This is a genomic window from Sphingobium sp. 15-1, assembly GCF_013375535.1.
Taxonomy (GTDB): Bacteria; Pseudomonadota; Alphaproteobacteria; order Sphingomonadales; family Sphingomonadaceae; genus Sphingobium; species Sphingobium aromaticivastans.
Window position 1 is genome coordinate 38,386 of record NZ_JABXJG010000003.1, and the last position, 26,427, is coordinate 64,812.

Genomic DNA, 26,427 nt, shown 5'->3' on the forward strand with positions numbered 1-26,427 from the left:
ACAAGATGCCCACCGGCACCATGGCGGGGACGCCGCAGGTCCTGCTCGCGCATCATCTCAAGCAACTCAAACTCCCCACTGTGCTGCGGGAATATGAGAAGCTGGCGCGTGAATGTGCACGCGACGGGGTCGATCATAGCCGATACCTGCTTCGCCTCATCGAACTTGAGCTGATCGATCGTGAGCGCCGCACTATGGAGCGCCGGATCCGGGCTGCGCGGTTCCCGGCGGTAAAAAGCTTCGACACGTTCGACTTCACGGCCATTCCAGGCCTCAACAAAATGCTCGTGCTGGAGCTGGCCCGCTGCGAATACATCCTGCGGCGGGAAAATATCATCGCGCTGGGCAATAGCGGCACCGGCAAAACACATGTAGCGCTCGCGCTGGGACTGGCGGCTTGCCAGAAAGGCTTCACGGTCGCGTTCACGACCGCCGCTGCCCTGGTCAACCAGCTGATGGAGGCGAGGGACGAAAAGCGACTGCTCAAGATGCAGCGCGATCTTGCGGCGGTGAAGCTGCTGATCGTCGATGAACTGGGCTATGTTCCCCTCTCGCCCACAGGCGCTGAACTGCTGTTCGAGACCTTCTCGCAGCGCTATGAGCGGGGATCAACGATCGTCACATCCAACCTGCCGTTCGAGGACTGGACGCAGGTCCTGGGATCCGAGCGGCTCACAGGCGCGCTGCTCGATCGGCTCACGCACCACGTCAGCATCCTGGCGATGAACGGCGATAGCTACCGCCTTAAGCAGTCCGCCCGCCGCCGTGCTGCCAGGGCGGAGCAAAACCAGGCCACTCCGGTCGTCGACCCGGACACTGGCGAGATCACCGCCACCTGATCAATGACGACAACGATATGAAGAGGGCCCCGATCGGGGCCCTCTTCATATCGTCAGGCCCGCATCACAGTGGCCTGCTTTTACTCCGCCCCGATGGCCTGGAATCTGACCGCCGTTGACACGCTGGAGCTGGCCAAGGCAGAAGGACTTTCCATTGACGGTCGCGTGCCGGTCGACCTGCTGGATGAAGCGCAGACGGCGGCATTTATGGAGGATGTCACCCAGGTCCATTGAACCGCCCCGGCATTGCCGGAGACCCCAACTCCTGAGAGGAAGGGTCAATGAGCAAGACGACGAACAAGTTTGCGCCCGAGGTTCGTGAGCGGGCCGTGAGGATGGTTCTCGATCACGAGAAGGAGCATCCGTCTCGCTGGGCGGCAGCGACAGCGATTGCCGAGAAGATCGGCTGTTCGGCCTACACGCTACTGGAGTGGGTGAAGAAGGCCGAGGTGAACAGCGGCGTTCGTGCCGGGGTTCCGACCGAAGATGTATCGCAACCAAACAGTTAGACATCGTCTTCCTCCCCGTACGGGCCGCTTGGCCCCACCTGGTTGCACGTGGCGGAGGATCGATCATCAACTTCGCATCAGTAGCCGCCAGGGGTGGCGTGAAAGTGCTGCCGCAGATTGCCCATGCCACAGGCAAGGGTGGTGTGCTGGCCATGACCCGGCGGATGGCCGTGGAAGGAGCGCCGCACAAGATCCGCGCCAACTCGCTCTCGCCGGGACTGATCGTCACCCCGGCGACAAGGATGGCCTTTGACGCCGTACCTGGATTTGAAGAGGCGATCCGCGAGAAGACCCTCCTGGATCGCTTCGGCGAGCCGGATGATGTCGCTTATGCGGCGCGGTATCTCGCGTCTGACGAGTCACAGTGGGTGACGGGCGTGGACATCCGGATCGACGGGGGGGCTACCGCTTGGTGATGACCTGGTTGCTCGTACTTGTACTAAGTTACATATGCAAACAGCGTTCAATCAGTCATCATTGTGTGGAAAATGGGCACGGGAGCGGAACCCCATCAGAATTGCGTCAAGTGTTACGAGACCGCTACAGCAACATTTTTTCTATGAGGGGCGGGATCAATCGCTAAGCTTAGCAAAGCCCCCCTTAAAATCGTCGAACAGCCGCCCCATGTCCGCCGCGCACCGCTTGAGCGCGCGCGCGGCGTTTTTTCCGAGTTCTTCGGTGTAACGGGCGGCGGGGATCGCAAAGTTGATCGATCCGATCGGGAAGTCGTCTGGACCGAGTACAGCGACCCCCACCCCCACGATTCCAGAAGTCCATTCCTCGAACGAATAAGCAACACCGGTTTTTCTAATTTCCTCGAGCTGTTTTTCCAGAGCGGCACGCTGAACGATCGTGGATTCCGTTGACCGTTCCAGCTGCACCCGCTTGTGATACTCGTTCCTGTAATCCTCTGGCATCATCGCGAGCATGGCCTTGCCACCCGACGTGGCATAAAGGGGCGCGACCTCGCCGACCTTCATATGGGTGGTCAGGCGATGACGGCCCGTGACCGTCGCTACGACTTCCTGCTGATCATCGTGGAGCTGGTTGAAAGCGCTGGTTTCTCCGATCTCGCGGGTCGCCTGCTGGAGAAACGATGTCGCTTCCTTCGCCAGATCGCTTGCGATGCGACCGATACGGACGAGCTTCAGTAGCTGCGGGCCGAGTTGATAGGAGCGTCCATCCGCGCCAAGGATAACATAACCGCGCAGGACCATGTTGCGGAGCAGGGGGGTAAGGCTGCTTTTTGGGATGCCAAGTCTGTCCGCGATGTTGCTGTGGGACACCCCCCGGCTGGACCTCGATAGAAGCTCGAAAAGGTCGAGCACTCGATCGGCCGACTTAACCTGAGTATTATGTTCTGCTGTCATTCTGTTCGTCTCGTCGTCTCGCATGAGTTCGCGACCCTTGTATATGAGGGGAAGGGCATCTCACAATCCCGGTCGTACAACAGCAGCCTGCATCTTTGACAAATTCTCGCGGCGGCTTGACAGCTCCTAAATGAAGTGTACATATGAGAACAAGTTTCTAAGAAGGAATTTGTGACCTCATGACTTCCAGTAATGTTCCGCAGGACGACGGGATCGTGTCGACCGTCAACCGGGAAGCCGAAGCGGGTCGGATGCCGTTTTACGAGAAGGCTATCGCGCAGAATCTCGCGCCCTTATGGCGCGTTCTTCACGGCCTCGTAACCGATCAACCCCGGCCGAACGCGCTTCCTGCGCATTGGAGCTATGCCGCCATCAAGCCCTATTTGATGGAGGCGTGTGACATCATTTCGACCGAGGAGGCCGAGCGCAGGGTGTTGGTCCTGGAGAATCCGGGATTGCGGGGCCAGTCGCGTATCACCCCCAGCCTGTTTGCCGGCCTGCAGATCATCCTGCCTGGCGAGATCGCGCCGGCGCATCGTCATGTCGCATCCGCACTACGTTTTATCGTTGAAGGAAGCGGGGCCTACACTGCGGTCGCTGGAGAAAAGACAATGATGGAGCCGGGCGATTTCGTCATTACGCCGTCGTGGACGTGGCATGATCATGGCAACCCGTCGCCAAATCCAATGGTGTGGCTCGACGGGCTGGACATGCACGTGGTCAACATTTTGAGCGCCAGTTTCCGTGAGTCCTATGACGGTAAGGAGCAGGCGATCACGCGGGAGCAGGGCGCATCCTTCGCCGAAGCGGGATGCAACCTTCTGCCTGTCGATTATAAGCAGGAAACGCTGACGTCGCCGCTTTTCAACTATCCCTATCGGATCAGCCGGGACGCGCTCGACCGTATGTCCCGCTCACGCGATCCCGACCTCCATCACGCGTATAAGATGCTGTATATCAATCCCGTTAACGGCGGTCCGGCGATGCCAACGCTCACGACGGCCATCCAGCTTGTTCCCAAGGGATTCACGACCTCCCCGTACAAATCCACCGCAGGAACTGTCTTCTCGGTCGTAGAAGGTGCGGGCAGCGTGGTGATCGGCGACGCGTGCTTCGATTTTGAACCAAGGGATCATTTTGTCGTGCCGAGCTGGGTTCCTTTCACCCTTTCGGCCGATCAGGATGCGGTGTTGTTCAGCTATTCTGATCGGGTCATTCAGGAAAAACTAGATATCTTTCGGGAGATGCGCGGCAATGCGTAATGACGAGTATATTTTTGACGCCCCGCCGGTGGTCAGCGTCGCCATTCAGGGTGAAGACAAACGTTTTCCCGTGCGTCGTATCTATTGCGTTGGCCGGAATTATGCCGAGCATATTCGCGAGATGGGGGCCGATGAACGCGAAAACCCTTTCTTCTTTCAGAAGCCTGCGGATGCGATTGTTGAGGATGGCGCTGCCGTTGCCTATCCGCCGTTTACGAAGGATTTCCAGTATGAGATCGAGCTGGTCCTGGCCATTGGCAAGGGCGGCGTAGAAATCGCAGTCGAGGATGCGGCGAACCATATCTTCGGCATCGCTGCCGGGATCGACCTGACCCGTCGCGACGTGCAGATCCAGGCCCGCAAGACCGGCCGCCCGTGGGAGATCGGAAAGTCGTTCGACGCATCGGCTCCGATCGGCGCAATTGTTCCGTTGAAGGAAGGGTTTTTGCCGGACAAGGGCGCCTTGTCGCTCCGCGTCAACGACGAAATCCGCCAGAAGGCTGACATCTCCGACATGATCTGGAACTCGGCCGAAATCGTTTCTCAGCTTTCGAGGCAATATGCCCTCGTTGCGGGTGACCTGATCTACACCGGCACTCCCGCTGGCGTCGGGCCGGTCGTTCCTGGCGACGAGGTCGTCGGGGAGATCAAGGGAGTCGGAACGATCCGCGTGACCATCACCGATCCGCGTTAAGGCGGGCTGAACGGAGGATCTGATCGTGAAGTCAGGATGCGTAGTGCGGGATATTCGACGCGCGGAGGCAGCCGTGATCGACGGGCTTGCTGCGGCCGGGGTCTCCACGGTTCATGAAGCGCAGGGCCGTACCGGCCTGTTGGCGAGCACCATCCGGCCCATCTACGCCGGGGCGCGGATCGCCGGGTCGGCCGTCACAATTTCGGCCCCGCCTGGCGATAACTGGATGCTTCATGTGGCGATCGAGCTATTGCAGCCAGGCGACATATTGGTTCTGCAGCCCACCAGCCCCTGCGATGATGGATATTTCGGCGACCTGCTGGCGACGTCGGCGTTGGCGCGGGGATGTCGCGGCCTGGTGATCAACGCCGGGGTCAGAGACGTTCGCGACCTTACCGCGATGGGATTCCCGGTCTGGTCTAAGACAATCTGCGCGCAAGGCACTGTCAAGGCCACATTGGGATCGGTCAATATTCCCATCGTCTGTGCCGGCGCAGCGATCGAGCCGGGCGATGTCATCGTCGCGGATGATGATGGCGTATGCGTTGTCAAGCGCGGGGAGGCCGCGTCGGTGCTAGTCGCCGCCCAAACTCGCGAGAAGAATGAGGAGACCAAGCGTGCCCGGCTGGCGGCCGGTGAACTGGGGCTCGACATCTATCAGATGCGGGAGACGCTGGCGGCAAAAGGACTCAGCTACGAATAGGGTGCGAGCCGATGATTGCGCGGGGGGCGGACGATATTGGCAACAGCAATTCTGGGATCTGGAGCCCATCATTCCGCCGACGTCGGGATAACCGCCGCGCCTCACCATTCCAGCGGCACTGATGTCGTGAACCGCAGCGGAAGGCCGGGCGCATAGGTGACTGGCTGAGACGGCGTCAGGCGGAAATCGGGCAGACGGATGAGCAGTTCGCTGAGCGCGACACGGGCCTGCATTCTCGCCAACTGGCTGCCGATGCAATTGTGACGACCAAAGCCGAAGGCGAGATGCTGACCGGCATTTGCCCGGGACAGATCGAACGTGCCTGGATTGTCGAACTGGTCGGCATCCATCCCTGCGCCGTTTAACATTGCGTAGACGATCGATCCGGCAGGGATGTCGATCCCCCTGATGACCACATCCTGTTTTACGCGGCGAAGCAGGCCCAGCGCGGAGCCCCTCATGCGAAGGGTTTCCTCGATCAACTGCGATATCAGCGACGGATCGTCCTGGAGCCGGCGCCGCTGCTCTGGATTATCATTCAGCAGAATGATCGCCTGACTGATGATGTTGGCGGTCGTATCATGCCCGGCCGCGATCAAATTCGGAATGTTGACAACGGCGGTGGCATCGGAAACCTGGTAGTCGCCGTTGGCATCCTTTAGTGCCAGCAGCGTCGAAAAAACGTCGGTTCCGGGCGCCTGCCGCAGCCTGGACACATATTCCTTGAAATAGCTTTTGGCCTTCAACAGGTTTGTCCAGTGCTTGCGCAGGTCTTCCGGCGACATTGGGTGCGCAGCCGCAGGCTCTTCTTGCGGAGAGCGGCGAACCGACAGCATAGTCATGAAGTCGTCGCTCCATCCACGAAACAGAGCACTATGCTCGTCTGGAACGCCGAAAGTCTTGACAATGATTGATAGTGCGAGCGGGTAGCTATACTCGCTCATCAGCTCACACCGACCATTGGCGATGAAGCCATCGATCAGCCGGCGCGCTTGCTCCCGGACTGCGGGTTCCAGATCCGACACCATTTTGTGCGTGAATACACTGGCAAGCGGCTGGCGCAGCACGTTATGTTCGGGCCGATCCATGCTCAAAAGCAGTTCGTGATCGGTAAAGTCTCGTACGTGCGGGGCGAGGTCAGCCGGGGGTGGCAAGAAGCCAAAAACCTTGCTCGAAAATGTGTCGGCGTCCTTCAGCACAGTCTTGACGTCGTTATATTTGCTGACGATCCAAAGCGCCAATGGCTCGTAGAAAAATACAGGCGCTGTGGCATGGATCCGCTTCACCGTCGGATAGGGATCGTGGATGTATGATGTATCGAACGGGTTGAACCAGCTAAAGTCGGTTGCTTCAAAACTTACGTCGTGCATCGCACATCCTCTTTACGATTTATCCCGATGCAAAGCATCGTCATTGCCGCCACTCATGCGGAGGCGAGCATTTTGCATTGTAAGAACCGATTGACCTATAAGCAAAACCGCCAGATATTTGTTATTTTGCGCCAGGCGAGGATTATATGCGGCGGGAGACCTATCACAAGATCAGCCTGTCCAATGTCAGCGTCAGGATCATGGCGGATATTCTCCGTAGCGCCGGCCTGGACAGCGCCGCCGCGTTTCGCGCGGCCGATCTTTCGCCGGAGGTTGCTGAAACTCTGGACGCCACTCTTTCCGGCGGTCAGGAGTTGCGATTCCAGCGTGCGTTCGCGACGATGACGGTAGACCGGCCCGAATTATGGATCGCCGCCGGATCGCGGTATAACCTCCTGACACTGGACAATATCGGGCTGGCGATGCTCAGCGCTCCCTGTCTGAAGGATATGCTCGATATCGTTCATCTGAGCGAATTGGAATTCACCTTCTCCACCTTTGCTTCGGTGCGAGTAGAGCGGGGGCAGGCGGGGATGGAAATGTCCCTGGACGAGGTGCCGGATGATCTGAAGCATTTCACCGTTTGCCGCGATGTAGCCCTCGCGACCCGGTCGCTTGATCACATTTGGGGCGGGGCATTCCCCTTGACGGCCGTCGAACTTGAATTTCCGCAAGCCTATTCAGGCTTATTCTCCTTCATCCGGGCACCACTTACGTTCGGTGCGCCAAAGACGCGCTGGCTCTGGGCTCCCGAGTTGTTGAATCGGCCCTTGCCCCACGCCAATGAACTTCTTTACCGGTCCTATCTGGCCAGAACCCGCGAAAGCATTGCACAATTGGAGCTGGACGAGGATATCGGAGGGCATGTTGCGCGCATTCTCGTTGCGTCCTTCCCCGATATGCTTGCTCTTCCCGCGGTCGCAAAACGTCTGGGCAAGTCACCCCGGGCTCTGCAACGGGCATTGCAAGAGCGCCATTTGCAATTTCGCGACCTCGCCAATGAGGCGCGGATTGATCGCGCGCGGCAGCTTTTGCGCACGACTGCGCTTCCGGTGTCGGAGGTATCGTTGCAGGTCGGCTATGGCGATGTGTCGAGCTTCAGCCATGCGTTCAGGCGCGTGACAGGCAGGACGCCCCGGGAGTATCGGATGCACATGCCTGGCGCATCCTGATGCTGTGCGGTCGTCACCAGGCGCTTGCGCCGCCGTCCACGGTCAGGTCGGTGCCAGTGACCCAACTTGCCTCGTCCGAGCAAAGATAGACGAGCGCCCAGGCGACGTCCTCGGCCGTTCCATGCCTCCGGATCATGGATTTGTTCAGGGCTGCATCCTTGAAGCCGGGCACATGATCGAAGGCCAGCTGCGCCGATGCGGTTTGAATGGCGCCGGGGGAGACGGTGTTGGCACGGATGCCATGCGGGGCTCCTTCAAGGGCGAGCTGTCGTGTGAAGGACAGGATGCCGCCCTTGCCCGCGGCGTGAGCGGCGGCCCCCAGGGAGGGCGTGGCGTTCCAGGCCGCCAACGAAGCGAAATTGACAATGGCACCGCCGCCCTGCGCCACCATGTGCGGCCAGGCTGCCGTCACCGGCAAGAAGACGATGTCCAGTTCGCCTTTCATCGTCCTTTGCCATTGGGAAAGGGACATGTCGCCGACTGGAGCGAATTCGACGAAGCCGGCCGCGGTGACGAGGCTGTCGATGCGCCCATGCCTGGCTATGACAGCGTCCATCAAGGCCTTTGCGCCTGCTTCACCGGTCAGATCGATGCTGACAGCCTCTATGGTCGTGCCATCGGCCTTTGCGCGCTTAACCGTCTCCCCCAGGCCCGCCTGGTCCAAGTCGGTGGCCACGACCGTCGCTCCTTCCCTGGCGAAGAGCAAGGCGGCGCCTTGTCCCAATCCTGTTGCCGCGCCGGTTATGACCGCAACTTTCCCTGCCAGCCGGTCCGCCATGTTCGTCCTCCCTTTTGCCTTGTTTGCGCGGGTTCAATGCAGCTCGGCGAGCGCTTCCCCCAAAGCAGCACCAATGACCTTCTGGCCATAGGCGCTGTCGAAATATTCCGCTATGCGCACGATCTTCGAGTCCGACAGGGCTATCCAGTGGGAGATGGTGTTCTTATATTCGTCGCCATTATGCAGCCTACAGTCGGTCAGGGACTCAACCGCGACATAATCGCCCTCACCGATCAAGCGCAGCGGCGTGATGACCATCCCGCGTCCGTCGAAGATCTTTTGAAAGGCGGCGCTCAAATGGGGGAGCTGCGGCGTTACGTCGCCCATGCCGCAGATCCACCAGCAAAAATCATCGCTTCCATATTCGCGGACAGCTTCCATCATGCCTTTGGCGGAAACAGCCGCCAGGAAGGCGGTGACGACCGCTTTGTTGTCGTTCATACTTGCCTCGCTCATTGCAGGAATGTGCCTTGGGGAATAATATCAGGCGCTGACCGCTTCCTGCCATTGCGCGGCGCATTCCGCGACATAGTCGACATGGCTGCGGGGAGGGCGGCCGAGCAATTGGGTGAGGATTTCCAGCTCCTCCGCATTGCCAAGCATACCGTGAATCTTGATTTCCTCGAACATGGCGCCCAGATCATCGACCACCCATGGCGCGAGATAGGGCTTTACGACCGCCTGCCACTGGCTGGTGTCGTCTTCATATCTTATGGGCCGGCCCAGCGCCCGCGCCCAGGTTTCGGCGCATTGCGGACCGTTGAGATTCTCAGGGCCGATGAGGGCGTAATTTTTTCCGCCATGGCCGTCCGATGTGAGGATCTTCGCCGCAGCATCTGCGATGTCGCGTACGTCGACGCGCCAGCAGCCCACATCGCCGATGGGGTTCAGGTAGATGCTGTGGTTCATCAGTGCATAGCGCGAATATTCGTCATTCTGAAAAAAGTGATTGGGACTGATGATGGTGTGGATCAATCCCGACGTTTTGACCGCCGCCTCAATCGCCAGCTTGGAACCCAGATGGGGAAGGTGGTGCAGATGTCCGATACTATGCGTCGATTGATAGACGAAACGCTGCACGCCGGCGGCTTTCGCCATGGCGACCACCAACAGGCCTTCGACAGTTTCATAAGTCGTCGCAGCGTTCAACATGAACACCGCTTCTATGCCGTTGAACACAGTGCGAGCGCCATCGGGATCGCCGACGACATCGGCCACCACCGCTTCGGCGTCAGCTGGCACAAGGCTGGCGCGATCCGCGTTGCGCACCAGTACCCGAACCGACTGTCCCTGATCGAGCAGATTCCTTACCAGATGACTGCCGACATTTCCGGTGCCGCCAAGAACGAGAATGGTCATAGGCTTGATTCCTGATGGTTGGATGGTTGGTCTAAAAGAAATTGCAGCATCAGCGCCGCAATCTCTTCGGGCTGCTCGATGTTCGGACAATGGCCTCCATCTTCCAAGAGGGCGAGTTGGGCGCCGGGGATCTGGTTGACAAGTTCATCGGCGTAGCCGGGCAGGCGCAGCTTGTCGCGCGCGCCGGCGATAATGAGCGTCGGCGCGGTGATGTTGCTGTAGGGAGTCGTGTCCACATTGCCGAAATCGCTGCGCGGAGGCGCGGCGGGCGACCGGAAACGGGCTGCGGCGACGCTTTCCCATGCGCCTGGCGCGATGCTGATCGCGTGACGCCGCTTGATATAGGCCGGATCGCGATACCAGACCGGATTTTCGAAAATGGCCTCCAGCACCTCCGCCATCGACGCTTCGCTGCCGTCATAGTCGAGCAGTCGCTGGCGATACGCATTGGCGGGCACGAAGCCGCCGCCGCTGATGGAAACCATGCGATCAATGGGAAGGCGGCATGGCTGTTCGCTTGCCATTTGCAGCAGGAATGTGCCGCCCATCGAGTTCCCCACAAAATGCGCCTTATCGAGCGCCATCACTTCGACGAAGCGAGCGATATGCCAGAACATCCGCGCGCGCTTGCTTTCAAAGTCGTGGACCTTCGCCGTTTCGCCGAATCCGAGCCAGTCTGGTGCGATGATTCGGAAATGCGGCGCAAGGAGCGGGATCAGATATTCCCAGCATAGTTCGGCGTTGCCGCCAAATTCCCCGCTGTGAAGCATCACCAATGGCGGACCGTCGCCAGCGTCCAGATAATGAGTGCGGATGCCATCGATCTCGATAAAGCGGCTATGATACTGACGCATGACCGCTGGCACGGTGTAGGAAGTCATCGCTTCAAGTCCCTGTTTCTGTAAAGCAGGGCACCGCCCCGCTACATTGATTTTTGAGGAAAGATATGCCCCGGAACCATAAGTTGTGCGTCAGATAGTCGAGGCGGCGTTCCCAGCCAACTCACCGGCCAAGTTGATTTTAAGCGTCGCTTTCATCTTGTGTGCTTGGTCGATTGCAAGCCATCTCCATCGGCCAGATTTTTGCTGGCTTCATCAATTTATATTGCGTGAGCGGTCAGGTCTCTTGCGGGTCAACGGCATCGACGGAAAGGTTGCAATTTGTCCCACTCATCACCCATTGCAAATGTTCCTAAGCTAGAATACAATCCCATATGTGTACAGAATAGTCTGTGAGCCTCAGTTGCGCAAGCTCAAAACATGCTGGCAGTCGCGGGCGGCATGCCATGCAAGTCTATAGCCCTGGTTACTATATGACGGTGCAACCGTCTGGAGATTTGAATCACTCACCACAGCGCCTTTAATTTAACCGCTTGTGCGATGGCGCTCGGCTGCAACACGCTGGGCCATATCGATGGCGCACAGGCGCGGGAGATTGTGTTTACTGCCCTCGATCGGGGCGTAACGCTGTTTGACACGGCTGCCAGCTATGCGGGTGGCCGTTCCGAGGAAGAGCTTGGACGTTGGCTGCCGCCCGACCCGAAGTCGAGCAGGATCATCACTAAATTCGGCCATCCGTCATTGGCAAACGCGGGAACCGGCGCCGCTTCAGCCGCGCTCGCCGACATCGTACTGGATCAGAGCCTGCGACGGCTGCGCCGGGAACAGATCGATATCTGGCTGATCCATTTTCCTGATGAAGCCACACCGCTAGCGGAGACGCTGGGCGTGATCGAACGGGCCATGCGGGCGGGAAAGGTCGGCGGCTACGGCGTATCGAACCACGCGCCATCGCAACTGCGCGCACTTCTGGCTACCGCTGCTTCAATGGCTGTTGCCGGCCCGATGCTGGTGCAAGCGGAATATAATCTGCTGGAGCGCGCCGTCGAGGAGGAGATGCTTCCAATGATCGCGCTGGAAAAGGGCATGGCCTTCGCGCCGTTCTTTCCGCTGGCCGGCGGCCTGCTTACGGGCAAATATACGGCCGAGCTGCCGGTCGCGGGCAGTTTGCGGAGCAAGGCCGTTAATCGCTTCGAACAGCGGTTCTTCACGGCGCGCAACTGGGCACGGCTGGAGCGACTGAAGATGCTTTGCGCGGAACATGATGTCTCGTTGCCGCATCTGGCGCTGCAATGGCTAGCCAGCCGGCCTGGTGTGACCTTGCCCATCGTGGGCGCATCGTCGGCATCGCAGGTCAACGAGAATTGCGACATGATGGCGGTGCCTTTGGCCGAGCAGCTGCTAAGGGCGGCTTCCGCAATCGTATCATCGGCGGAATGATGGCCGCGGAATGTTCCCATATGATTGCTTCGCGCGGAAACCAATTGGGCGGATTGGCCGCTAGACCGGACCAATTTTCGTCCTTCCACCCATCAAGAGAGGTGATCTAATGTCGAATGGCGCAGAGCTTCATCCCATCACTGAAAGTGACGCGTTCATCGCCGACGCATTGCGCGACGCGTCGATCCCCGCGCTCATGGCTTCCATGTCGCATTTGGTCGGGGATTTACGATTGTGGGACAGCGGAATTCGCCCTGCCGCTGCACCTTTTGGGCCGGTCGATAATGATGGCCTGACAGAGGAGCAGCGAGAAGCCGTGCGCGCCCAGGCGCTCGAGCTGCTCAAGGACTATCGTGACCGCGGGTCGCCGGCCTTGCCGCCGTTCGATAGCGACGCCCTCCTGAAGATGATGCGCCTGGTGGCGGGCGACGCGGTGCCCGATTCCTATCTACCGATGCTGCTGGCCGATGCCCGGATCGACGATCGCCCGATCGCGCTGCGCGAATGGCCCGCTGCGCTGAAGGAAAAGGCGGGGGATTTCCATGCCCTAGTTGTCGGTGCAGGCATGTCAGGGATGCTGATGGCGATCCGCCTGCAGGAAGCGGGCATTCCCTATGTTATCATCGAGAAGAACAGCGATGTCGGGGGGACTTGGCTGCTGAACAGCTATCCCGGCTGTCGGTGCGACGTGCCCAATTATTTCTACAGCTATTCCTTCGAAAGACGGTCTGACTGGCCGCACCATTTTTCCGAGCGCGACCGCATTTTGGAGTATTTTCAGGGCATCGCGCAGAAATACAACATCCTCAGCAAAGTTCAGTTCAACAGCGAAGTCACTGAAGCCGTCTGGTCGGAGGAGGAGTCGACCTGGCATGTCAGCGTGTGTCGGGAGGATGGATCGGTTGATATGATCGTCACCAAGGCGTTCATTCCTGCCGTTGGCCAACTCAGCCGGCCCAAAATCCCTGACTTGCCCGGTGCTGAGCGCTTCGGGGGCATCGCTTGCCATACCGGCGCCTACGACCGTTCCATTTCCTATGAAGGCAAGCGGGTCGCGGTCGTCGGCACTGCCGCGAGTGCGATCCAGGCCATCCCGGAAATTGCGGAAAAGGCGGATCAGCTTTTTGTAGTGCAGCGGACCGCCCATTGGCTGCTGCCATCGCCCAATCATCTGGCGGAAATCGCGCCGGGTATGAAGTGGCTGCTTGGACATGTACCTTTCTACTCGCATTGGTATCGCGCGCGCTATTCGTCCCGCTCGCTGTACGGTCTGAAGATCGCCGCCGCGATCGACCCCTCCTGGCCGCATCAGGAGCGATCAGTCAGCGCGCTAAACGACCAGGTACGCGAGCGGCTGACAGATTATCTGAAAGGCGAACTTGACGATCGCCCTGATCTGCTGGAAAAGCTCACGCCCAAATATCCGCCATTCGCCACGCGCATCATGCCCAATAATGGCAGCTATCTGCGTAGCCTGAAGAGGGATAACTCAGAGCTCGTGACCGGGAACCTCGCGGCGCTTGACGAAACGGGCATCGTCATGGCCGACGGGCGTCACCTCGATGTCGACATCATTATTTACGCGACGGGCTTCCAGGCGACGCGCTTCATGTACCCGATGCGGATCGTGGGCAAGGGCGGCGTGGTGCTGAGCGACTTCTGGGGTGAGGATGCGCGTGCCTATCTCGGCATAGCAGTACCCAATTTCCCTAATATGTTCATGGTCTTTGGACCAGGCACTGCCGTATTCAACGTCATATTTCTGGCTGAATGCAACAGCCGCTATATCATGGACGCGGTACAAGGCATGATCGAGAATGGCTGGGATACGATCGAGTGCCGTCCTGAAATCTATACCGAATATGTCGAGCGGTATCGCAGAGAGGCCGCCGGGTTAGCGATTGCCAGCCCGCATGTGACGAGCTGGTACAAGAGCGCCAGCGGGAACGTCGTATCGAATCTTCCATTTGAGGTGTCGGATTATTGGAACTGGACGCGAAAAGCGAACTTCGAAGATTACCTGACCAGCTGTGAGAACGAGCGCGGTGAGTCTTTGTCAGACCTGATCAACTGTTAAGAAGACCAACATGTCATTGCTTAACGACATTTTCGGACTGACGCATCAGGTCGCGGTCGTGACTGGCGCCGGCAGCGGACTGGGCCGGATCTCTTCCTACGCTCTAGCGGAGGCCGGGGCTGATGTCGTACTTGTCGATATCAATCCCACCGGAATGGAAGAAACAGCGGCGCATGTCCGCTCGCTCGGTCGCCAAGCCCATTCGTTCACTGCAGATGTTGCAGATGAGGGGCAAGTCGCCGCCATATTTGCAGAGATGGAAAGGACTGTCGGTCCCATCGATATCCTGGTGAATAATGCGGGTATTGGCGAGCCATTCCGGGGGATGATTCACGAGTATCCGACAGAGGATTGGCAGCGGATGCTTAATATCAATCTGAACAGCGTATTCTACTGCTCCCGTGAAGTACTGAAGGGAATGCATTCCCGACGCAAGGGTAAGATCATCAACATCTCGTCCATATGGGGACTGGTAGGTGGCGGCTTCCTGAATGCGGGCGGCTATACCACCACCAAGGGCGCCGTTGTCAATCTGACCCGCGAAATGGCGCTTGAATATGCTTCGCATAATGTTCAGATCAATGTGATCTGCCCAGGCTTTCACCGGACCGGATTGGGCACGAACGATCCCCATTTTGTGCGCCTGATGGAAAGCCACACGCCGGCTGGACGCATCGCCGAGCCCAGCGAACTGCAGGGCACGATACTCTATTTGGCCTCATCGGCGTCAGATTTTATGAACGGTTCGATCATCGCCGTCGACGGCGGGTTTGTGGCGCAGTAGCGCCGACTGGTGAAGAAACCGGTCAATGGCACAAGTACAAAATCTGACCTGGATGGTGGGCTATGTAGTCATCATCCTTATTGTCGACGGCGCGTGGAATATCACGAACGAGAAGGGATCGGTCGCACTTCATGGCTCATCGCCGTAAGCATGCGAGCCCAGTAGTCAGCGGTACCGCAAGCCTCCACCGCGATCAGCCAAGCCGTCAACTTCGAGAAGAAACGATATCTTTTACCCGGCTTGCGCTTCAGCCTCGCGAAGGGCTCGCTGCGGACCATGCGGCCAAGCGTAGTTGAAGCCGGGATTCTCCAGAGTCGAAAAATGTACAACCTGGAGAACATGGTCGAATGTATGAACAGATAATTGTTGTGCAGCAGGGCGATGTTGGGCTATCGGTCCCGATATCATGGGGGCGCTCACGCCGCGCGTCAACCTGCCGCCACAGCTGAAATATGGTGATGACACGTAATTGGGAGATAGCAGTGAGCTTTAGCAGCAAATTTGTGCACATCGACGGTATCCGCACGCATTATTACGATGAGGGTAAGGGGTCGCCCGTACTTTTGCTGCATAGCGGCGAGTTTGGGGCTTGTGCGGAGCTTAGCTGGGAATTCACAATTTCCAGGCTCGCGGAGCATTATAGGGTGATTGCGCCGGACTGGCTTGGTTATGGCGAAACGGACAAATTATATGATTTCTGCGGGGGGCAGGCACGAATGATGGCGCATATGCGCCGCTTCATGCAAATCATGGAACTGGAAGAAAGCCACGTCATTGGCAATTCAATGGGCGCAGGCCTCTTTTCCCGAACGGTAGCCAGCGATCCAGGCGCTTATCGCATATCTTCCTTGACCCTGATCGCAGGCGGGGGGTTCAATCCCGATAATGAACATCGCCGCGCAATGATGAGCTATGATGGCACGGCGGATAGCATGAAATTAATGCTTCGAGCGATGTTCAACGATCCCAAATGGAGTGAGGACTCTGAATATTTGAGGCGAAGGGTAGAATTGAGCCTCCGGCCTGGGGCTTGGGAAACCATTGCGGCAGCCCGCTTCAAAAATCCGACTGTCCCAGTACGGGAGTTTTTCGGTCGCGCTGATGACACCCCATACGAACGTCTCAATATGCCCACCCTGGTTATCGCCGGGGACGAGGACAGACTTCGTCTTCCGGGCTGGGAAAAGGAGCTTGCGGATAAAATCCCCGACTCAGAGCTCCACATAGTGCATGGGACCGGCCATTGCCCGCATATCGAGCGTCCAGATGAAGTGAATGAGGTGATACTGAATTTCCTGTCTAGGGTTTCCGCCTGACAAGGGATGTTCAGCGCGGACGGCGGATCAACGGCGCAGACCTCTGCTGGTTTCCAGAGGGCGCCGTCTGGCGACGCGATAAAGGTCGGCGGGTTCGCCGGACCTTCCGGACGAAATCGTCGCCGGGAGGACCGCTGGTACCCATAGTCACGCGCACATAGGCTTGGCGAGCATGCCCATTGCTCGCGTCGTCTTCGAACCGACCGGGCCATACCATCACCGCATCGGCGAGGCCGATCTACCGAGTGTAAAGGTCAACCTCGACAAGCGCGGCGTTTTGGCCAGGCCGCCGGCGCGCACGCAAGACCGATGCGATCGACGCCGCCATGCTCGCCCGCATGGGCGCGCTGCTGACCCTGCCAGTGCGAGCGATCATCAGCTAAGCCATCAACGAGATGAAGGAACTTCACATCGCCCGGCTCGCCCTGGTCAAGAATCGCACCGCCGCCAAGAACTGCCAATGCGCCTGCCGCGCCCCATTGCTCAAGCGTCACGCCGCCCAACGCTTCGCCCAATCGACCGACAGACCGCTGCCATGGATTCAGCCCTGAAAACCCGCCTGCATAACGATCCCGAACTGGTCGCACGCTTCGACATCCTCGTCTCGATCCCCGGTATCGGCGCACTCATCGCCATCAACATTCTTCGCAAAATGCCCGAACTCGGGCACCTTGACAGCAAGCAGGTCGCCGGCCTCGCCGGGCTCACCCCGCAGGCCAGCAACAGCGGCCAGCACCGTGGACGCGGACACATCCGCAGCGGACACGCGATCCTGTGCCCAAGCACGCTACATGCCAGCCATCGTCGCCACCCGCTTCGACGCCGATATGAACAATAATATCAAGCCCTCGTCACCGCCGGAAAACCCGCCAAAGTGGCCATCACGGCGGTCATGCGAAAACTTATCATCCTCGCCAACGCTCTCCTCAAAGCCAACCACAAGGGGGGTGTCAACACGGGCTTGGTCACAACGGATACTCTAAATGCGGTAGTCCAAAATGACGCCAAGTGCTGATGGCGCTTGCTCATCAAGGAGCTTATAGGCTTCGGGCGCTTCACTGAACGGAAAACGATGGGTGATAAGCGTCTCGATATCGATCTGCTTCAGGAAAAGATCGGCGACCGCCATTCGTCGCTCCCAGTTCCAGTCCAAGCCAGTATCAACGTGGAGAACCTGTATACTAATCAGCTTCTGGCTCCGCAGGTGAAATTCTGAAGAGAGTGATAGATTCACGCTTTCGGACCCGTACCAAGCGGGAACGGCGATTGTCCCAAGAACACATGTGTTCTCGATCGCCGTCTGTAAAGCTGCGGGTGCTCCGCTCGTTTCGACATATAGATCGGCACCACGGCCATCACTGCACTGGGCGATCGCCTCGGCGGCGTCCTCAGGATCGACGATCGCGTCAGCACCGATCCATTTGGCGATATCTGTCTTTACGCCAGGCGGTGCGACAAGAACCAGCTTGCCCGCCGATTTTCGTGCAATAAATGCGGCGAGCTGGCCTATGATGCCAAGACCCGACACAACCACGCATTCACCGGGCCGCACCGGACATTGTAGAAAACTGTGCATCGCTACCAGGAATAAACCATAGAAAGCTGCCCTTAATGGATCAGAGCCTCTTGGAATTCTGGTGACGAAAGGAGAGATAGCCTCGATATTGAACAGATCCTGATGCGGCTGCATGGTATAAACCAGATCTCCGACAGCGAAGTCCGTTGCAGCCCCTGCCTCGATAACTTCGCCGACAACCTGATAGCCAAATTTTATCGGGAAGGGCCGCGTCCCCTCGTTGGTGGGGATCATCTCAATCGGGAGGTCGCCTTTGCCCGTATAGAGACTAAGTTCGGTGCCCGCGCTCACGAGCGAGTGCAAGGCACGTACTTGTATCTGATTGGCGGTTGGCGCGAGCAGCGGCTCCGTCCGCAACGCCGCAACACGTTTAGCCTCGAACCAGAGCGCGCGCGCCGTGCGGGACGAGCCCGGAGGGCTGTTGGCAGCTTGCGAACTTGACATGGGCATTCCTTTTTATGTTGCTGGGCTTACTGGGCTTACTGGGCTTACTGGGCTTACTGGGCTTACTGGGCTTACTGGGCTTACTGGGCTTAGGGGCGATCTCTGCTGTTCGTCGCGCCTACCGGACTGAGCCCTAAAAAACGAGGCAATCTCCGCCGCCGCTCCGCGAACTTCGATCCGACAATATCGAATGGCGCGCTTAATTAATGTCTGGTGGCCGCATTAATCACGCGAACGCCCGGGAACGTTAGCAAATCCTCACCTAGAACCGCTGAATGATGCTTCTCAAAGATAAAATCGATGTAGCCACGCTCCGTCTGAAGTAGATCGCCGTCGAACTCGATTATGACGAAAAGCCGTGCGCGATGGTACTCGCCCGATTCGAGAGGGATCAGAAACTCGAATTCCGCCGCGCAACTGGTATCGTTGGTCCAGAAATCAAGCTGTTTCGCATTTGCGAGCAATTGAACATAGCCGGGCAACGCGGTACGATATAGTTCCCTCACAGCTTCGACCGTATCGAGAGTGATCCCGGCGGGATGGAACTCGTAAAATGGGTTGGGTGACACAGTTGCCATAACGGCATCCAGGTCTCCCCTTGCCTCAGCAGCGTCGTGCCGCAATAGAATGTCGAGCATCTGCTCTTTAGTCAGGTTTGCCATCTGTCACCTTCCCGAGTTCGCGCCTTGAAAGAAAGGCCAGGCTACGGATTCGGGCCCTTCTACTTGCCCAGTTTTTCAACGCCCGGCAGTGCCAGAACATCATTGCCAAGCGCTTCTCGCAGCAGATCCGAATAGGCCCCGTCCATGAACAATCGCTTCGATATGATGAGCCCGTCCAAAAACTCAAATATAGTTACTCGTTTGGCCCTGACCCGCGTCCCGGATGCTTGCGTCAGCGTGTATTCCCACTCTGCGCTAAGCCCTCCCTTCTTGTACCATTCGTGCGTTTTTCTTGGTTCGGACACCCTTTGGGAAAACAGCGCAAACATTCGGCGGTGCAGTTCCATGATCGTTTCCATGGAGGAAATGTGCAATGTAAAGGTCTGCAAAGCGAATGTGGCGCTCGGATGAAATGTCGATCCCACCCCCTCCAGATCCAGAGAATTTTCGGCTCTAAAATGCTGATCAGCCGCTTCAATGATAATCTCATGAGCCAAGGCACATACCTCTCGGATGCTCTTTTTATCTGTTCCGATACAGCTTCCCGCTCGGGCGATAGCTATCGCGCCAGCGAGCAGAAATATTCCGCACGTAGAACCTGTTCGTACTTATGGACTTCGAGCGGATGATGTGTCAAGTTATCAGCTAGCGAGGATCAGTGCGAAGGGGGCACAGCATAGCAAGCGTACGCACAGCCAGCGCCTCGCCACCATATAGTGCCTTATTGGCCCGATGGTGGAGTGCTCCGACCGTCGCCGCGCTAACATTCTTCACGACCGGCGTGAGCCGCCACTCCATTTGTCAAGCCGGCATCAGTTCGGCCCACGCCCCAAACGCATAGAAAGCTGGAGAAGATATGGAACAAAACCTCGCTGGAAAGATCGCTGTCGTCACGGGCGCGGCCAAGGGGATAGGCCGCGCAATTGCCGTTAAACTTTCGGCGCACGGAGCCACGGTCGTCTTGGCGGACTTGGAGCCGTCGACGGAAACGGCGGCATTGATTAGCGGCGATTCCTTGATACGCACATTGGACGTATCAAGCTATGATCAGTGGCGCGAACTCGCGAAGGTGATGGACACCACCTATGGGCGTGCGGATATTATCGTCAACAACGCGGGGATATATCCTTTCGCCGGAATTGATGAGGTTGACGACGTACTTTGGCGAAAGACGATGTCGGTCAACCTTGATTCCCACTTCTACAGCGCCAAAGCGTTCCTGCCGCTCATGCGTCGGCATAGTTGGGGTCGCTTCATCAATATCTCGTCCAACTCGATTGGCTTGGTCGCTCCGGGCCTAAGTCATTATATCGCGAGCAAGATGGGCGTGATCGGTTTTGTACGGGGACTGGCGAATGACGTCGCGGCTGACGGCATCACAGTGAACGCCGTTCTTCCGGCGCTGACCGAAACGCCGGGTACAGCCGGCATGCCCCTGGATCGGAAGACGGAGGGCTGGCAGATGCAGGCAATCAAGCGCTTTGCCCAGCCCAACGATATTGCCGCGCCGGTCGTCTTCCTTGCGGGAGAAGATGCCGGGTTCATCACGGGACAATCCATCGTGGTCGACGGCGGATTGTATAAAATATCCTGACGCAAGCAGTTATACATCGGCTTCCAGCCCAGGTAGAGGACGCTCGTTTGGCCGTGAAGATCCGATGACCGTTGCCATCCCGCCGAGGCTTGGGCGTACGCTTTCGCACCGACAAGATCACCCCGTCCATTGGACGCCGGCTGTGGAAGTCTGGGTCGTGCCCATCGTGCAACCGGTCATGTCTATGGTCCTGCGCCAGTCCTACGTAGCGCTCGACTAGGACCGAGTTCTTCGATTGGGCCACCAGAGGACCCTAGCCTTTGCCGACAACCGAATAGCCGAAGGAGGGAAAAAATCGATGCACACCACGCTGGAGAAAGCGAACCGCGCGATTGCCGCTGCATTGCAAACAGGGTCAGAACTTGGCGTTAAGCCTCTGACAGTAGCGATATTAGACCCAGGAGGCCATCTGATCTCCCTCCAACGACAGGATGGCTCCTCGACGCTGCGCCCACAAATTGCGATCGCCAAGGCAAGCGGGGCACTGGCAATGGGTGTTTCAAGCCGCTTAATCGGTGAAATGGCTGGGGAGCGCCCCACTTTCATTGCCTCGCTGGGGCCGATCTCCCCTCACGGCATTGTGCCTGCCGCAGGTGGGGTTATCATTGCCGCTGAAGACGGAACGGCATTGGGCGCGATCGGTGTGACGGGAGACACCAGCGACAATGACGAGATATGCGCGTTCGCAGGGATTGCCGCGATTAAATGAGCCAAATGCGCCAAGACTGACGATCGTCGTGCTGTCCTTGACAGCGAGCTCACGGTGAGTACATTTATGCGAACATGTTCCTATAAGGGAATAACGTCATTTTCTGAACGGAACCCAGTTTGCGCCAGCGCCAACTACCAATGCAAGGAGTGGGATTATGAAATTTCAGCACTGTTCGATGCCGGCCGATGATCCGAAGAAGGCGGCGGAAACACTGAGTCGCATCTTCGGCGGTCAACTGACGCGCTTTCCGCCCGGTGGGCCAGATGCCTGGATGGTTTGGTCGAAAGACGAGTCGATACAGCTCGAATGCACGCCCCGCGGGACTGTCCTGACCCCCGACGATGACCAAGTGATCCTTGGGGCGCGTGCGGAGCCCCCCACCCGGCACTCCGAGGTTCACATCGGCGTGTGTGTCGATATGCCGAAAGAAGAGATACTAGAGATTGCTAAGGAGGTGGGCTGGCCCGCATATCCCAGCGTCCGTATTCCAGGTGAAGAAGGGTTCAGCGTTATTGAACTTTGGGTAGAGGGTAAATTTCTCCTCGAACTTACCGATCCCTCCGACACTGCGCGACTTGAACGTAGCGTTACGGTTGAGGGTTGGAAGGCCGCGTTCGCCCTCTAATCTGGATGCGGAGAGCGGTAATCGGCGTGCGCTCCTCTTCAGGCCCTGCGCCGCCGATTTTTCCGCAACGATGTAGGCTCTAAGAGATTGCGACGGACTGTCACCGTCATTCTGTCGTCTGAACTTGGTTGAATAATGGCGAACAAGGTAGCGAAGCTTATGTTTGAACGCCTGTGCGGAGTTGTCGAGTGACAGTAACAAGGACAGCGATCATAGTTGGCGGCGCTAACGGCATCGGCAAAAGCGTTTCCGAGCGACTGGCAGCAGATGGTTACAGGATCATGCTGGCGGACCTGGACGATGTGAGCGCGCAGAATGTGGTCCGCGCGCTGCCGGGTGATGGCCATCAGGCGTTCGCCATCGATGTCACACAAGACACACAGGTCGAATCGCTCATGGACCGCGTTGAGCAAATCTCTCCCGCAGCCATTCTGGTAGTGGTTGCAGGCGCGATTTTCGTCGATCCTGCGAATGTTCCGAACATAGCACAGTTTCCGACGGCCATCTGGAACAAGACATTTGCGCTCAACATCACGGGTACGTTCTTTTGCGTACGCAAATTCGCTAGCCAGCGGCTGGTGAACCCTTTGTCGCATACACGGATCGTAACCTTTGCCTCTGGATCAGGCCAGCAGGCAGGCGACCCCACCGGCGTGGCCTATGCCGCTACCAAGGCAGCAGTTTTGGGGCTGACACGCGTGGCCGCCTATGAACTTGCAGCTCATAACATTACGGTGAACGCTTTGTCACCCGGCGCTGTAGGCACACCGATATTTTTTGAGAAGACGAGCGAGGAGGCGCGCGCGGCCCTGGCCGACGGTACGCCAATGGGACGATTTGCAGATCCGAAGGAAATCGCCGCCGGCGTCTCCTTCCTCGTTTCACAGGACGCATCCTATGTCACGGGGACTACGCTCGACATCAATGGCGGATTGCACATGCATTGACCTAGGTCGTTGCTAACGAAGGACTAAACAATGAAGATCGCTTATCAGGTTCCGGTCGATTATGATGTCGACGATCCTCATTTCAGCCAAGTAATGGCGCGAATTCGTAAAGTTATCACCGACGTCAAGCGGCCGGAGACGGAATTCGACATGTATCCGGCCGTGAAGGGCTTGCGAGACACCGATCTTATCGCGAACCTATCGGATCGGTTCAACAATGACGACGTGATCTTTGAGAATATGAAGACCGTTGTCGCTGGCGGAGTGGATGGATTGGTCAGCGCCTGCTTTTTCGACAGCGCGCTCTGGCCCGCCCGCCAGAAGCTCGATATTCCTGTTGTCGGACTGGCGGAAAGCTCACTGGCTCTTGCAAAATTTGTGGGACGCCGCATTGCCGTCATGACCATCGGGCAGCGCCATGTCCCGATCATTGAGGATATGATACGGTCCTACGGCTTCGAGGATAGTGTCATATCCTCGGCTCCGGCACGCGCCATCCCGACGACCGAGAATGAGGCCGTCAGCTGGTTTCTGGAAGGCCGGATCGAACGGCTGATGGAGGTCGTTGAGCCTGTCGCGCAGAGCTGCATCCGCGACGGCGCGGACGTCCTGATCATCAGTTGCGGGCTGGTTTCCGTATTGGTGGGTGAGGCCGCGGGGGTCAGAGAGATCGATGGGGTACCGTTGATCCTGCCCCTAGCCGCAGCGACGAAGGCGATTGAAACACTGATTGACCTCAAGGCGGCAGGACAGCCTGTCAAAACCACTCGCGGCCTCTGGGGCCGTCGTTAGGAAGCGGCGCCGGGGACTTGTCCCCGGCGTCGTGGTAGGGCGCGCGCCTCGGACTGCCGCTTATTCCGCATCCGGCTGATTTTCTGGGGCCGCGTTTCTGAATGCCGCCAGCGCAAGGCATGCCTTCTCTACCTCGGCCAGTCGCGGCCAACGGATGTCCACGCCGAAGCGTCGGGCGTTAACCAATTGTGGCACCAAGCAGATGTCGGCCAGCGTGACCTGATCGCCAAAGCAATAAGGACCGCTCTCCCCGGCGATTAGCTTATCGAAGGCGTCGAGGCCCTCCTCGATCAGCTCCCGCGCCCACTCGTTCACCTGTTCACCCGACAGTCCCAACCCGCGCAGCCGGTCAAGGATTTTGAGATTTTGCACCGGATGAATGTCACAGGCGATGACCAGCGCTGCCGCCCGAATCTTGGCTCGCCGCTGCGCATTGTCTGGCAACAGCTTAGGCCCTGCCACCGTTTCGTCGAGATATTCGCATATCGCGAGGCTCTGCGTCAGAACCGTGCCATCCACTTCAAGGGCGGGCAGCAGCCCCTGCGGATTTAGCGCCAGATATTCAGGCGCGCGTTGCTCGCCCTTGCGCAGATGGTGGAATGCGTCGGCATAGGTGACCTCCTTCAGGTTCAGCGTAATCCGTACGCGATAGGAAGCGGTCGACCGGAAATATCCGTGCAGTACTGGGTCAGCCATGAGAAACGCAATTCGCTTTAAGGGTGAAATTTGGTAGCATCGGCGCGGATCTTCCTACCCGGTCAGGCAGCGACGAGAAGTTCGCGATCCCCGTTCTGCTCGCTCGTGACCAGATCGCTCTTGATGAGGAGAGCGGTCAAGCGAGAGTAGAAGCGCGACATGGTGAAGGTGCCGCCCGCCACAAAAAACCCGGGCTGTCCAGTACGAGCCCACATCCCCATCATTTCATTGTCCTGGCCAAGTCCCCAGATCGGACCGACCTTTTGAGCGACTTTCGGGCCGAACATCGAACCTACTGCATCCTGGAGCGGGCGATAGCCTGTACCCAGGACCACCAGATCAGCCTCCAATTGCGTGCCGTCGGAGAGGATCGCGCTATTTGCGCCAAGGCTCGCGAGCCCAACTCCGGCCCTCAGCCCTATCTTGCCTTCGATGATCAGATCGGAGGCGCCGACGTTCAAATAGTAGCCGCTCAAGCTGCGTACCAGCTTCATGAAGAAGCCGGTATCGTCTTCGCCATTATCCAGCAGGAAACCGACATCTTCCAGATTCCGCAACAGTTCGGCGTCCCCCTCCGCCATGACTTTGCTCAAGACGCCATGCACCCGCCGGACCAGATCAAACGGGTTTGCGACCATCAGGTCGGTTTCCTCGATCGACTGCTGCCCTTCGAACCGACGGAATGCGCCATACGCCAGACCTGATTGCTCAACGCTCACGACCGTCACCGGCGAGCGCTGCACAAGCACCGGCTTGCCACCGCGAAGATATACATCCTGGGCGATGTCATGCGCGCTGGTGCCCGCACCCACGACCACGACCGCCTTGCCCGCGACGTCGACATCGCTGTTGAAGGCGCTGGAATGGAGTATCTGGCCGCGGAAGTCTTCCTGGCCGGGAATGGTCGGAATGTTAGGAATGCCGCTCACACCGATCGCCATGATGATATGGGAGGGATGCATGGTACGGACCGAGCCGTCCGGCATCTCAACACGCGCCGTCCAGCGGCTCGCGGCTTCGTCATAATCGCCGCTCAAGAATATTGTCCTGTTCCAGACATTCAATTCCATCGCTTCAGCATAATATTCCAGCCACCCTGCTAGTTTGTCCTTTGGAAGAAACACCGGCCAGCTTTCCGGGAACGGCATGTAGGGTAGGTGATTGCAGCAAATCTCGTTATGAAGTGTCAGCGAGTGATAGCGTGAACGCCAATTGTCGCCGACCCGCTCCGATCGATCGATGATCAGCGCGTCGACGCCAAGATGTTGCAGGCGCGCCGCCACCGTCAGACCGGCATGTCCGGCGCCGACAACCAGCACTTGGGGATCACGATCCTTGTAAGCCCGGTGCTCGATCCGCTTGTCCAGCCAGTTTTTAACGGCCTCCTCGCCCGACCGATGTGACGCTTTATCGCGGTGGGTAAGCGACTTTTCGGGAAATCCCTTCAACTCACGTACAGCGGTCACCAGCGTGAACGCATGCTGCAAACCTGGCTTCAGGCGAAGGTAGCCATGCCCACAAACAGTGTCCGTTTCGTACCGGATAAACTTGCCTTGGAAATCGCCGACACCGGGAACTGACTCCTTCTTGACATCGCCCACCGTCGAAAGACGTAGGGGCGTTGCAGACTTGTCGCGGTCGGCGAACATGGCGGCAATGGCAGCAGGACCGTGGGCTGTCTGGATGCGCTCGTTGAGCGTGAGCATGTCCCGCCAATAGCTGTCTTGGGCAAACAGCGCGCCAAGCGCGGCACTATCATCTGTGGCCACCGCCGCGTTGAAATCGGTGCACCATTTGTCGAACATGTCCGGTGCCTTATCCGTTGAAACGGCCTCGTTGATCATCTTCTACCTCAATCGTTCATCTG

30 protein-coding genes and 1 pseudogene are annotated in these 26,427 nt (G+C 58.2%); 19 read left to right on the plus strand and 12 right to left on the minus strand.

All coding sequences use genetic code 11. The annotated features are described in order from the left end of the window. The first annotated feature begins 5 nt into the window (after positions 1–5). From istB to HUK72_RS23210, 4 genes and pseudogenes are all read left to right on the plus strand, one after another. The gene (gene istB / locus HUK72_RS23195) at positions 6–839 is read left to right on the plus strand and encodes an IS21-like element helper ATPase IstB (protein WP_304413936.1); all 834 of its coding nucleotides are present in this window, start codon (positions 6–8) and stop codon (positions 837–839) included. A gap of 93 nt (positions 840–932) precedes the next feature. Beyond that, positions 933–1,073: a hypothetical protein gene (locus tag HUK72_RS23200; RefSeq protein WP_176598956.1), complete on the plus strand. Its 141-nt coding sequence runs from the start codon at positions 933–935 to the stop codon at positions 1,071–1,073. A 47-nt stretch (positions 1,074–1,120) separates the two neighbouring features. After that, positions 1,121–1,327 (plus strand): annotated as a pseudogene (locus HUK72_RS23205) (IS3 family transposase); the annotation flags it as partial. Then, positions 1,270–1,764, plus strand: coding sequence for an SDR family oxidoreductase (locus HUK72_RS23210; protein ID WP_336952311.1), 495 nt, complete (start codon positions 1,270–1,272; stop codon positions 1,762–1,764). The pseudogene HUK72_RS23205 and the gene HUK72_RS23210, both read left to right, overlap by 58 nt. Before the next feature lie 156 nt (positions 1,765–1,920). On the opposite strand, the gene HUK72_RS23215 is transcribed toward HUK72_RS23210, so the two are convergent. Beyond that, positions 1,921–2,742 carry an IclR family transcriptional regulator gene (locus HUK72_RS23215; protein WP_176593234.1) on the minus strand — a complete coding sequence of 274 codons (822 nt, stop codon included), beginning with the start codon at positions 2,740–2,742 and terminating at the stop codon, positions 1,921–1,923. Between the two features lie 155 nt (positions 2,743–2,897). On the opposite strand from HUK72_RS23215, the gene gtdA reads away from it, so the two are divergent. The 3 genes from gtdA to HUK72_RS23230 are packed head-to-tail and all read left to right on the plus strand — an operon-like array spanning position 2,898 to position 5,377. After that, positions 2,898–3,980, plus strand: a complete 1,083-nt coding sequence (gene gtdA, locus HUK72_RS23220) for a gentisate 1,2-dioxygenase (RefSeq protein WP_255325971.1) — start codon at positions 2,898–2,900, stop codon at positions 3,978–3,980. 28 nt (positions 3,981–4,008) lie between these two features. Then, on the plus strand, positions 4,009–4,674 hold the full coding sequence (locus HUK72_RS23225; RefSeq protein WP_369806050.1) for a fumarylacetoacetate hydrolase family protein: 666 nt from the start codon (positions 4,009–4,011) through the stop codon (positions 4,672–4,674). 25 nt (positions 4,675–4,699) lie between these two features. After that, positions 4,700–5,377, plus strand: coding sequence for a 4-carboxy-4-hydroxy-2-oxoadipate aldolase/oxaloacetate decarboxylase (locus tag HUK72_RS23230; protein ID WP_369806051.1), 678 nt, complete (start codon positions 4,700–4,702; stop codon positions 5,375–5,377). 101 nt (positions 5,378–5,478) lie between these two features. Here the strand turns inward: HUK72_RS23230 and HUK72_RS23235 are convergent, their stop codons facing one another. Then, positions 5,479–6,747 (minus strand): cytochrome P450, encoded by a 1,269-nt coding sequence (locus HUK72_RS23235; RefSeq protein ID WP_176598958.1) that lies wholly within the window; start codon positions 6,745–6,747, stop codon positions 5,479–5,481. 146 nt (positions 6,748–6,893) lie between these two features. Here HUK72_RS23235 and HUK72_RS23240 point away from each other — a divergent pair, with 146 nt between their 5' ends. Then, positions 6,894–7,919 carry an AraC family transcriptional regulator gene (locus HUK72_RS23240; protein WP_176598959.1) on the plus strand — a complete coding sequence of 342 codons (1,026 nt, stop codon included), beginning with the start codon at positions 6,894–6,896 and terminating at the stop codon, positions 7,917–7,919. Positions 7,920–7,932: 13 nt separating this feature from the next. Here HUK72_RS23240 and HUK72_RS23245 read toward each other — a convergent pair whose 3' ends face one another. Genes HUK72_RS23245 through HUK72_RS23260 form a run of 4 tightly spaced genes read right to left on the minus strand, consistent with a single transcriptional unit; the run spans position 7,933 to position 10,937 of the window. Beyond that, positions 7,933–8,697: an SDR family NAD(P)-dependent oxidoreductase gene (locus HUK72_RS23245; RefSeq protein ID WP_176598960.1), complete on the minus strand. Its 765-nt coding sequence runs from the start codon at positions 8,695–8,697 to the stop codon at positions 7,933–7,935. 33 nt (positions 8,698–8,730) lie between these two features. Then, complete coding sequence (locus tag HUK72_RS23250; protein ID WP_176598961.1) at positions 8,731–9,138, minus strand: nuclear transport factor 2 family protein; 408 nt, start codon at positions 9,136–9,138, stop codon at positions 8,731–8,733. A 42-nt stretch (positions 9,139–9,180) separates the two neighbouring features. Further along, entirely contained in the window at positions 9,181–10,056 is an 876-nt protein-coding gene (locus tag HUK72_RS23255) for an SDR family oxidoreductase (protein WP_176598962.1), read from the minus strand. Further along, positions 10,053–10,937 (minus strand): alpha/beta fold hydrolase, encoded by an 885-nt coding sequence (locus tag HUK72_RS23260; protein ID WP_176593241.1) that lies wholly within the window; start codon positions 10,935–10,937, stop codon positions 10,053–10,055. The genes HUK72_RS23255 and HUK72_RS23260 overlap by 4 nt, the downstream gene beginning before the upstream one ends. 498 nt (positions 10,938–11,435) lie before the next feature. Between HUK72_RS23260 and HUK72_RS23265 the strand changes: the two genes are divergently transcribed. The 5 genes from HUK72_RS23265 to HUK72_RS23280 all read left to right on the plus strand — a co-directional run bounded on the left by HUK72_RS23265 (position 11,436) and on the right by HUK72_RS23280 (position 16,512). Further along, the gene (locus HUK72_RS23265) at positions 11,436–12,335 is read left to right on the plus strand and encodes an aldo/keto reductase (protein WP_176598963.1); all 900 of its coding nucleotides are present in this window, start codon (positions 11,436–11,438) and stop codon (positions 12,333–12,335) included. Positions 12,336–12,444: 109 nt separating this feature from the next. Next, positions 12,445–14,412, plus strand: a complete 1,968-nt coding sequence (locus HUK72_RS23270; RefSeq protein WP_176598964.1) for an NAD(P)/FAD-dependent oxidoreductase — start codon at positions 12,445–12,447, stop codon at positions 14,410–14,412. Between the two features lie 10 nt (positions 14,413–14,422). Next, the gene (locus HUK72_RS23275; protein ID WP_176593244.1) at positions 14,423–15,196 is read left to right on the plus strand and encodes an SDR family NAD(P)-dependent oxidoreductase; all 774 of its coding nucleotides are present in this window, start codon (positions 14,423–14,425) and stop codon (positions 15,194–15,196) included. Positions 15,197–15,221: 25 nt separating this feature from the next. Next, positions 15,222–15,344, plus strand: coding sequence for a hypothetical protein (locus tag HUK72_RS27425; protein ID WP_255325972.1), 123 nt, complete (start codon positions 15,222–15,224; stop codon positions 15,342–15,344). Between the two features lie 334 nt (positions 15,345–15,678). Next, the gene (locus HUK72_RS23280) at positions 15,679–16,512 is read left to right on the plus strand and encodes an alpha/beta fold hydrolase (RefSeq protein WP_176593245.1); all 834 of its coding nucleotides are present in this window, start codon (positions 15,679–15,681) and stop codon (positions 16,510–16,512) included. Positions 16,513–16,766: 254 nt separating this feature from the next. Here the strand turns inward: HUK72_RS23280 and HUK72_RS23285 are convergent, their stop codons facing one another. Further along, positions 16,767–17,027, minus strand: a complete 261-nt coding sequence (locus HUK72_RS23285; RefSeq protein WP_218036263.1) for a hypothetical protein — start codon at positions 17,025–17,027, stop codon at positions 16,767–16,769. Positions 17,028–17,047: 20 nt separating this feature from the next. Here HUK72_RS23285 and HUK72_RS23290 point away from each other — a divergent pair, with 20 nt between their 5' ends. After that, on the plus strand, positions 17,048–17,350 hold the full coding sequence (locus HUK72_RS23290; protein ID WP_176598966.1) for a transposase: 303 nt from the start codon (positions 17,048–17,050) through the stop codon (positions 17,348–17,350). A gap of 141 nt (positions 17,351–17,491) precedes the next feature. Here the strand turns inward: HUK72_RS23290 and HUK72_RS23295 are convergent, their stop codons facing one another. The 3 genes from HUK72_RS23295 to HUK72_RS23305 all read right to left on the minus strand — a co-directional run bounded on the left by HUK72_RS23295 (position 17,492) and on the right by HUK72_RS23305 (position 19,691). Further along, on the minus strand, positions 17,492–18,532 hold the full coding sequence (locus HUK72_RS23295) for a zinc-binding alcohol dehydrogenase (RefSeq protein WP_176598967.1): 1,041 nt from the start codon (positions 18,530–18,532) through the stop codon (positions 17,492–17,494). Positions 18,533–18,735: 203 nt separating this feature from the next. Then, a complete protein-coding gene (locus HUK72_RS23300) occupies positions 18,736–19,194 on the minus strand; it encodes a hypothetical protein (protein WP_176593249.1) in 459 nt (152 codons plus the stop codon). Positions 19,195–19,253: 59 nt separating this feature from the next. Next, positions 19,254–19,691 (minus strand): nuclear transport factor 2 family protein, encoded by a 438-nt coding sequence (locus HUK72_RS23305; protein ID WP_176598968.1) that lies wholly within the window; start codon positions 19,689–19,691, stop codon positions 19,254–19,256. Between the two features lie 359 nt (positions 19,692–20,050). Between HUK72_RS23305 and HUK72_RS23310 the strand changes: the two genes are divergently transcribed. The 5 genes from HUK72_RS23310 to HUK72_RS23330 all read left to right on the plus strand — a co-directional run bounded on the left by HUK72_RS23310 (position 20,051) and on the right by HUK72_RS23330 (position 23,864). Next, a complete protein-coding gene (locus HUK72_RS23310) occupies positions 20,051–20,788 on the plus strand; it encodes an SDR family NAD(P)-dependent oxidoreductase (protein WP_176598969.1) in 738 nt (245 codons plus the stop codon). 298 nt (positions 20,789–21,086) lie between these two features. Next, a complete protein-coding gene (locus HUK72_RS23315; protein WP_176598970.1) occupies positions 21,087–21,497 on the plus strand; it encodes a heme-binding protein in 411 nt (136 codons plus the stop codon). Positions 21,498–21,654: 157 nt separating this feature from the next. Beyond that, positions 21,655–22,125: a hypothetical protein gene (locus tag HUK72_RS23320; RefSeq protein WP_176593253.1), complete on the plus strand. Its 471-nt coding sequence runs from the start codon at positions 21,655–21,657 to the stop codon at positions 22,123–22,125. Positions 22,126–22,313: 188 nt separating this feature from the next. Continuing rightward, positions 22,314–23,072 (plus strand): SDR family NAD(P)-dependent oxidoreductase, encoded by a 759-nt coding sequence (locus HUK72_RS23325; RefSeq protein WP_336952326.1) that lies wholly within the window; start codon positions 22,314–22,316, stop codon positions 23,070–23,072. Positions 23,073–23,102: 30 nt separating this feature from the next. Beyond that, positions 23,103–23,864, plus strand: coding sequence for an aspartate/glutamate racemase family protein (locus HUK72_RS23330; protein WP_176593255.1), 762 nt, complete (start codon positions 23,103–23,105; stop codon positions 23,862–23,864). Between the two features lie 60 nt (positions 23,865–23,924). Here the strand turns inward: HUK72_RS23330 and maiA are convergent, their stop codons facing one another. Together maiA and HUK72_RS23340 are read right to left on the minus strand one after the other, a co-directional pair. Further along, positions 23,925–24,560 (minus strand): maleylacetoacetate isomerase, encoded by a 636-nt coding sequence (gene maiA, locus HUK72_RS23335; protein ID WP_176598971.1) that lies wholly within the window; start codon positions 24,558–24,560, stop codon positions 23,925–23,927. Positions 24,561–24,622: 62 nt separating this feature from the next. Then, positions 24,623–26,404: an NAD(P)/FAD-dependent oxidoreductase gene (locus HUK72_RS23340; protein WP_176598972.1), complete on the minus strand. Its 1,782-nt coding sequence runs from the start codon at positions 26,402–26,404 to the stop codon at positions 24,623–24,625. Positions 26,405–26,427 lie beyond the last annotated feature (23 nt).

Excerpts from the sequence above, each read along its gene's own strand:
- istB (WP_304413936.1), top strand. The coding sequence starts at position 6 with ATGCCCACCGGCACCATGGCGGGGACGCCGCAGGTCCTGCTCGCGCAT.
- HUK72_RS23200 (WP_176598956.1), top strand. The coding sequence starts at position 933 with ATGGCCTGGAATCTGACCGCCGTTGACACGCTGGAGCTGGCCAAGGCA.
- HUK72_RS23215 (WP_176593234.1), bottom strand. The coding sequence starts at position 2,742 with ATGCGAGACGACGAGACGAACAGAATGACAGCAGAACATAATACTCAG.
- gtdA (WP_255325971.1), top strand. The coding sequence starts at position 2,898 with ATGACTTCCAGTAATGTTCCGCAGGACGACGGGATCGTGTCGACCGTC.
- HUK72_RS23235 (WP_176598958.1), bottom strand. The coding sequence starts at position 6,747 with ATGCACGACGTAAGTTTTGAAGCAACCGACTTTAGCTGGTTCAACCCG.
- HUK72_RS23240 (WP_176598959.1), top strand. The coding sequence starts at position 6,894 with ATGCGGCGGGAGACCTATCACAAGATCAGCCTGTCCAATGTCAGCGTC.
- HUK72_RS23245 (WP_176598960.1), bottom strand. The coding sequence starts at position 8,697 with ATGGCGGACCGGCTGGCAGGGAAAGTTGCGGTCATAACCGGCGCGGCA.
- HUK72_RS23250 (WP_176598961.1), bottom strand. The coding sequence starts at position 9,138 with ATGAACGACAACAAAGCGGTCGTCACCGCCTTCCTGGCGGCTGTTTCC.
- HUK72_RS23255 (WP_176598962.1), bottom strand. The coding sequence starts at position 10,056 with ATGACCATTCTCGTTCTTGGCGGCACCGGAAATGTCGGCAGTCATCTG.
- HUK72_RS23260 (WP_176593241.1), bottom strand. The coding sequence starts at position 10,937 with ATGACTTCCTACACCGTGCCAGCGGTCATGCGTCAGTATCATAGCCGC.
- HUK72_RS23265 (WP_176598963.1), top strand. The coding sequence starts at position 11,436 with ATGGCGCTCGGCTGCAACACGCTGGGCCATATCGATGGCGCACAGGCG.
- HUK72_RS23270 (WP_176598964.1), top strand. The coding sequence starts at position 12,445 with ATGTCGAATGGCGCAGAGCTTCATCCCATCACTGAAAGTGACGCGTTC.
- HUK72_RS23275 (WP_176593244.1), top strand. The coding sequence starts at position 14,423 with ATGTCATTGCTTAACGACATTTTCGGACTGACGCATCAGGTCGCGGTC.
- HUK72_RS27425 (WP_255325972.1), top strand. The coding sequence starts at position 15,222 with ATGGCACAAGTACAAAATCTGACCTGGATGGTGGGCTATGTAGTCATC.
- HUK72_RS23290 (WP_176598966.1), top strand. The coding sequence starts at position 17,048 with ATGGATTCAGCCCTGAAAACCCGCCTGCATAACGATCCCGAACTGGTC.
- HUK72_RS23295 (WP_176598967.1), bottom strand. The coding sequence starts at position 18,532 with ATGTCAAGTTCGCAAGCTGCCAACAGCCCTCCGGGCTCGTCCCGCACG.
- HUK72_RS23300 (WP_176593249.1), bottom strand. The coding sequence starts at position 19,194 with ATGGCAAACCTGACTAAAGAGCAGATGCTCGACATTCTATTGCGGCAC.
- HUK72_RS23310 (WP_176598969.1), top strand. The coding sequence starts at position 20,051 with ATGGAACAAAACCTCGCTGGAAAGATCGCTGTCGTCACGGGCGCGGCC.
- HUK72_RS23315 (WP_176598970.1), top strand. The coding sequence starts at position 21,087 with ATGCACACCACGCTGGAGAAAGCGAACCGCGCGATTGCCGCTGCATTG.
- HUK72_RS23320 (WP_176593253.1), top strand. The coding sequence starts at position 21,655 with ATGAAATTTCAGCACTGTTCGATGCCGGCCGATGATCCGAAGAAGGCG.
- HUK72_RS23330 (WP_176593255.1), top strand. The coding sequence starts at position 23,103 with ATGAAGATCGCTTATCAGGTTCCGGTCGATTATGATGTCGACGATCCT.
- maiA (WP_176598971.1), bottom strand. The coding sequence starts at position 24,560 with ATGGCTGACCCAGTACTGCACGGATATTTCCGGTCGACCGCTTCCTAT.
- HUK72_RS23340 (WP_176598972.1), bottom strand. The coding sequence starts at position 26,404 with ATGATCAACGAGGCCGTTTCAACGGATAAGGCACCGGACATGTTCGAC.